Here is an 862-nt window from a genome sequence, read left to right on the forward strand (position 1 = left end):
TTCAAGCCGAAAAAATCCGTCGCGCTGTCCGGCGTGACCGCGGGCAACACCGCGCTGTGCACGGTCGGCAAGACCGGCAACGATCTGCATTACCGCGGCTACGACATCCTCGACATCGCCGGCGCGTGCGAATTCGAAGAAATCGCCTATCTGCTGGTGCATGACAAGTTGCCGACCCAGGCCGAACTGACCGCCTACAAGACCAAGCTGAAAGGCATGCGCGGCCTGCCCGCGAACGTGAAAGCCGCGCTCGAATGGATTCCGGCCGCCGCGCACCCGATGGACGTGATGCGCACCGGCGTATCGGTACTCGGCACCGTGCTGCCCGAGAAAGACGACCACAACCTGCCGGGCGCGCGCGATATCGCCGACAAGCTGATGGCCTCGCTCGGTTCGATGCTGCTGTACTGGTACCACTACTCGCACAACGGCAAGCGCATCGAAGTCGAAACCGACGACGACTCGATCGGCGGCCATTTCCTGCATCTGCTGCACGGCGTCGAGCCGTCGAAATCGTGGGTCGACGCGATGCACGTGTCGCTGAACCTGTATGCCGAGCATGAATTCAACGCCTCGACGTTCACCGGCCGCGTGATCGCGGGCACGGGATCGGACATCTACTCGGCGATCACCGGCGCGATCGGCGCGCTGCGCGGCCCGAAGCACGGCGGCGCGAATGAAGTCGCGTTCGAAATCCAGTCGCGCTATCAGACCCCCGACGAAGCGGAAGCCGACATCCGCCGCCGCGTCGAGAACAAGGAAGTGGTGATCGGCTTCGGCCATCCGGTGTACACGATCTCGGACCCGCGCAACAAGGTGATCAAGGACGTCGCGAAGAAGCTGTCGAAAGAGGCAGGCAACA

At 63.2% G+C, this 862-nt stretch carries 1 protein-coding gene; it reads left to right on the top strand.

Annotated features, from left to right (window positions below; genetic code table 11):
• The coding region (prpC, locus tag BTH42_RS23705; RefSeq protein ID WP_075303607.1) for a 2-methylcitrate synthase at positions 1-862 on the top strand (862 nt) is incomplete at both ends.

This window comes from Burkholderia sp. SRS-W-2-2016 (genome assembly GCF_001931485.1).
GTDB lineage: Bacteria > Pseudomonadota > Gammaproteobacteria > Burkholderiales > Burkholderiaceae > Paraburkholderia.